Annotated in this window: 4 protein-coding genes and 2 tRNA genes; 3 read left to right on the plus strand and 3 right to left on the minus strand. The window is 39.9% G+C overall.

The window, feature by feature from the left end:
• Positions 1-154: 154 nt before the first annotated feature.
• From WBJ10_RS04635 to era, 3 genes are all read right to left on the minus strand, one after another.
• A complete protein-coding gene (locus WBJ10_RS04635) occupies positions 155-358 on the minus strand; it encodes a hypothetical protein (RefSeq protein WP_424288362.1) in 204 nt (67 codons plus the stop codon).
• 88 nt (positions 359-446) lie between these two features.
• Positions 447-1,748, minus strand: coding sequence for a ribosome biogenesis GTPase Der (gene der / locus WBJ10_RS04640; RefSeq protein WP_424288363.1), 1,302 nt, complete (start codon positions 1,746-1,748; stop codon positions 447-449).
• Between the two features lie 141 nt (positions 1,749-1,889).
• Positions 1,890-2,768: a GTPase Era gene (era, locus tag WBJ10_RS04645; protein WP_424288364.1), complete on the minus strand. Its 879-nt coding sequence runs from the start codon at positions 2,766-2,768 to the stop codon at positions 1,890-1,892.
• Between the two features lie 223 nt (positions 2,769-2,991).
• On the opposite strand from era, the gene WBJ10_RS04650 reads away from it, so the two are divergent.
• The 3 genes from WBJ10_RS04650 to WBJ10_RS04660 all read left to right on the plus strand — a co-directional run bounded on the left by WBJ10_RS04650 (position 2,992) and on the right by WBJ10_RS04660 (position 4,689).
• Positions 2,992-3,064 (plus strand) — tRNA-Met (locus tag WBJ10_RS04650).
• A gap of 79 nt (positions 3,065-3,143) precedes the next feature.
• A tRNA-Glu gene (locus WBJ10_RS04655) sits at positions 3,144-3,215 on the plus strand.
• Positions 3,216-3,465: 250 nt separating this feature from the next.
• Positions 3,466-4,689 carry a site-specific integrase gene (locus tag WBJ10_RS04660; protein ID WP_424288365.1) on the plus strand — a complete coding sequence of 408 codons (1,224 nt, stop codon included), beginning with the start codon at positions 3,466-3,468 and terminating at the stop codon, positions 4,687-4,689.
• Positions 4,690-4,775: the final 86 nt, after the last annotated feature.

Here is a 4,775-nt window from a genome sequence, read left to right on the forward strand (position 1 = left end):
TTACCGAAAAGCAAATTGAATTATCCCGTAAGGATATAGAGACCCGGATTAAGGCCTTGTTTGCTCGTTATTATTTTGGGGATGAAGGGTATTATAAAGCAATAAACTTCGGCGACCAGGCTATTGCCCGATCGCTTGAAGTTCTCAAATAATGTTATTGGATAGAATCTACCAAGATACTGTCGCCAGCAAGAGAATCTACACTTAAAGTATCAGCAGCCATTGCCGAGTTTAAAATAGAATCAGCTGCAGCCGCTGCTGCAATAGAATCCTGAGTTTCTTTTTCTTTTTTATCAGCGCTATTACATGCCGAGATAACCAGTGCAGCTGCGATGAATGTAAAAATTAGTTTTTTCATGTTGTTTATTGTTTAAAGTTTAAGTGGTAATGTTTTGCCAGATATGAAATTTACCTACAGCTTTCATATCTATAAGTATATTCAATAATTACTTCTGTCTGAAATAGATCTGTATTGGAACCCCTGTGAAATCGAAGTTTTCCCTAAGCTTATTTTCTATGAAACGTTTGTAGGGCTCCTTGATGTACTGCGGCAAATTACAAAAAAATGCAAACATCGGAGAGGAGCCGTTTATTTGGGTTACGTATTTGATCTTTACATACTTTCCTTTAACTGCAGGAGGCGGATAATTCTCTATGATTGGAAGCATCACATCGTTCAGTTTTGATGTCGGGATTTTTTTCAGCTTATTCTCATAAACTTTGGACGCGGCTTCAAGGGATTTGTAAATCCTTTGTTTTTCAACCACGGACGTAAAGACGATCGGAACATCGCTGAAAGGTGCTATTTTATCCCGGATGGTATCTTCAAAAACTCCGGTTGTTTTGGTGTTTTTTTCAATTAAATCCCATTTGTTTACAAGGATGACCACGCCTTTTTTATTCTTTTCTGCCAGGTGAAAGATATTGATATCCTGCGATTCGATTCCTTCCACCGCATCAATCATCAGGATGATCACATCAGCCTCTTCGAGTGCCTTAATGGTACGCATCACTGAATAGAATTCAATATTCTCCTTAACCTTCGTTTTCTTTCTTAATCCAGCAGTATCGATCAGCATGAATTCATGTCCGAACTGATTGTAATGGATGTGGATCGAGTCGCGCGTAGTACCAGCAATCGGTGTAACGATATTCCTTTCCTTGCCGATCAGCGCATTAATCAATGAGGATTTACCCACATTCGGACGGCCTACTATCGCATATTTCGGAAGCTGGTTATCATCTTCCGGTTCATCTTCAAAGTGTTTGATCACTTCGTCCAGAAGTTCCCCTGTCCCTGAACCCGACATCGCGGATAAGGAATAGATCTCACCGAGCCCTAAGCTGTAAAATATGCTGGCATCATTTAGACGCTGGTTATTGTCCACTTTATTGACAACTACGAAAACCGGTTTCTTGCTACGACGCAAAAGCTTGGCGATATCATCATCAAGGTCGGTGATCCCTGTAACAACGTCCACCATGAAGAGGATCACTGTCGCTTCCTCTATGGCAATTATTACCTGCTCGCGTATGGCGGCTTCAAACACGTCGTCCGAGTGCGCTACATAGCCTCCGGTGTCAATTACGGTAAAGTTTTTATCCGTCCACTCAGCGGTGCCGTAGTGCCTGTCGCGGGTTACTCCGCTGAAGTCATCGACGATCGCCTTGCGTGTTTCGGTTAAACGGTTATATAAGGTGGATTTTCCTACGTTAGGGCGGCCTACTATTGCTACTATGTTACTCATTGTGATATGATAAAAGAACAAAGAGCAAAGAACAAAGACTCGTTGGTCTTATATCTTGTGATTTCATCCTGTATTTTAATTTTAATGTTAATTCAAAATGAACAGGGACAAATCCTTGTTCTTTGTTCCTTGTTCTTTGTTCTAGTCCTCGTATCCAAACGATTTCAAATAATTCTTCCTATTCCTCCAATCCGGGATCACCTTTACAAACATCTCTAAAAAGACTTTTTTCTGCAGAAACTCTTCCATATCCTTTCGGGCGTAGGTTCCTACTTTTTTTAACATCTCACCCGCTTTACCGATTATGATGTTTTTTTGAGAATCACGTTCAACGATAATTTCGGAGCTGATTCGGATGATCTTGGGTTCGTCTTTAAAAGCAGTGATAATTACTTCAGTGCTATAGGGAATTTCCTTTTCATAAAGTTTAAAAACCTTTTCGCGGATGATTTCAGAAACGAAGAAGCGCTCATTACGGTCTGTGAGGGTGTCTTTATCGTAATAGGCAGGATGTTCAGGCAAATTATCCATAATAAACTGCATCACCGCAGGTACATTATGATCATGTAATGCCGAGACTGCGAATACTGCCTTCGGTTTCAAGGTTTCTTCCCAATAAGCGACTTTTTCCTTGACAAGGTCTTCATTAGATTTATCGATCTTGTTGATTACCACCGCTATAGGGGAGGTGGTTTTCGCTAATTTTTCAAGAACATCGTTTTCATCGTATTTTTCATTGATGTCGGTAACAAAAAGGATAATATCTGCGTCGACCAGCGACCCATTAACGAAACTCATCATGGATTCCTGCATTCCGTATACCGGCTTGATAATACCTGGTGTGTCTGAAAACACGATCTGATAATCATCTTCATTAACGATACCCAATATCCGATGACGCGTCGTTTGTGCCTTTGGAGTAACTATAGACAGTTTTTCGCCCACTAAGGCGTTCATCAGCGTGGATTTTCCAACGTTTGGTTTTCCGACAAGACTAACAAATCCGGCTTTATGAGGCATGTAAAATTTATTTTAAAATATATTTGGTCTGCAAAGAAACGAAATATATCTTTGCAGACCAATTTAAAAGCAACACAGAGACTTTCTTTAAGCTTAAAATTGTAATAAAATTGGCTCTGGCCAGCGAGCTTATATCTCGTAAAAAATTATACCTTTGCGGGATGGAATCCCGAAAATACGGGAGCACTCGTCGAGCTTATAACTCGTTAAAAACATAATACAGTGCGGGATGGAGCAGTTGGTAGCTCGTCGGGCTCATAACCCGAAGGTCGTCAGTTCGAGTCTGGCTCCCGCTACCTGAGAAGTTATAAGTTATAAGTTGTAAGTAATAAGTCTTACTTACAACTTATAACTTAAGACTTACCACTCAAAAATGGCCCGTTCGTCTAGGGGTGAGGACGCCAGATTTTCATTCTGGAAACAGGGGTTCGATTCCCCTACGGGCTACAGACATTAATGTCAAAACAAACCAAAAGGCTGTAAATCACTGATTTGCAGCCTTTTTTGTTGGCGCCAAAACACCATATTATTCACCAAATCGCATTAAAGCAGTGAGTAATTCAGTGAGTCAACAAAACGGAAAACTCTACTCACTGGAAACCTCATAACTAACTGTATCATAGGATGTTTCATAATAAAACATCTTGACAGTCCGGTAGCTGCAAGCTTAATTTTGTTCACAATTTAAGCTTGTTTTATGGAAACAAATTACAGTCTGCTCTTCTACCTGAAGAAGCCGAAAAATTACACAACCGGCCCGATCCCGATCTATATTAGGATCACTGTTAATGCCCCAGGCAAAGAAGTATCAACCGGTCGCAAATGTGAGCCTCACCGCTGGTGCAGCAAATCTAATCGAGAGAGCGGAAACAAAGAGAGCACAAGATTATTAAACAGCTATCTTGACGAATTGTATAAGCGAGTCGAAGAAGCGCACACCTTGCTCACTAAGGAACGTAAGGAGATCACCTCCATAAGCCTTAAAAACAAATTTCTGGGAAAGGCAGAAAAGAAGCATATGCTGATGGAACTATTCACCCTTCACAATAAACAAATGGAAGAGTTGATTGGTAATGAGTATGAAGATAACACGCTAAAAGGCTACAAAACTACGTTCCGACATTTAACCTCGTACTTGATGGCAAAATACAAAGTGAGTGATATCTGCATTAATGCACTGGACTATAATTTTATTAAAGACTTCGAGCATCATCTAAAAACATTCTTTAGTCTTGCGCCGGTTTCTGCAAAAAAGTATATCAAAAACTTTAAAAAAGTTGTCAATAACTATTGCATCAAACCTAAGCTGCTTAAAGAAAATCCTTTCTCTGAGTATACCAATAAGGCGAAAGCAAAGGAAAGAGAATTCCTGCACCAGGTACAGTTAGATCGGATTGTCAACAAAGAGATCAGGGTCGAACGGATAGATCGCGTGAGAGATATTTTTGTCTTCTGTTGCTATACAGGTCTCTCTTATGCCGATGTAAAAAAGCTAAAAAGAAGTGAAATTATGACCGGGGTAGATGGCGGTAACTGGGTATTCACCAGCAGGAAAAAAACAGAGACCAATTCCAGTATACCGTTATTAAAACCAGCTATCAATATTATCAATAAATATAAAAAGCACCCTTTGTGTTCCGAACACGTTCTCCCGGTTTTAAGCAATCAGAAAATGAACAGCTACCTCAAGGAAATTGCGGATATGTGTGACATAACTCAGAATCTCACTTTTCACCTTTCCAGACATACTTTTGCTACAACCGTAACCTTGAGCAATGGAGTTCCTATTGAAAGTGTAAGCAAAATGCTTGGGCATTTAGACCTGAAAACCACGCAGCACTATGCTAAGGTGGTTAATACTAAGGTCAGCAATGATATGAAAGCTTTAAGCAAAAAACTTAAGGTAGGGGTGACAGATTAATGGTACCCTCCGTTTTACAAAAGTCGGAAGTATCATGTTTTATAAATACCAGGGTATTTTCTGTCTCCTGGATAATCAATAATCAA

The sequence above is a fragment of the Daejeonella sp. genome (genome assembly GCF_049655485.1).
Taxonomy (GTDB): domain Bacteria; phylum Bacteroidota; class Bacteroidia; order Sphingobacteriales; family Sphingobacteriaceae; genus Daejeonella.

Bases quoted from the DNA above. Each gene is read 5' to 3' on its own strand.
- WBJ10_RS04635 (WP_424288362.1), bottom strand. From the start codon at position 358: ATGAAAAAACTAATTTTTACATTCATCGCAGCTGCACTGGTTATCTCG.
- der (WP_424288363.1), bottom strand. From the start codon at position 1,748: ATGAGTAACATAGTAGCAATAGTAGGCCGCCCTAACGTAGGAAAATCC.
- era (WP_424288364.1), bottom strand. From the start codon at position 2,768: ATGCCTCATAAAGCCGGATTTGTTAGTCTTGTCGGAAAACCAAACGTT.
- WBJ10_RS04660 (WP_424288365.1), top strand. From the start codon at position 3,466: ATGGAAACAAATTACAGTCTGCTCTTCTACCTGAAGAAGCCGAAAAAT.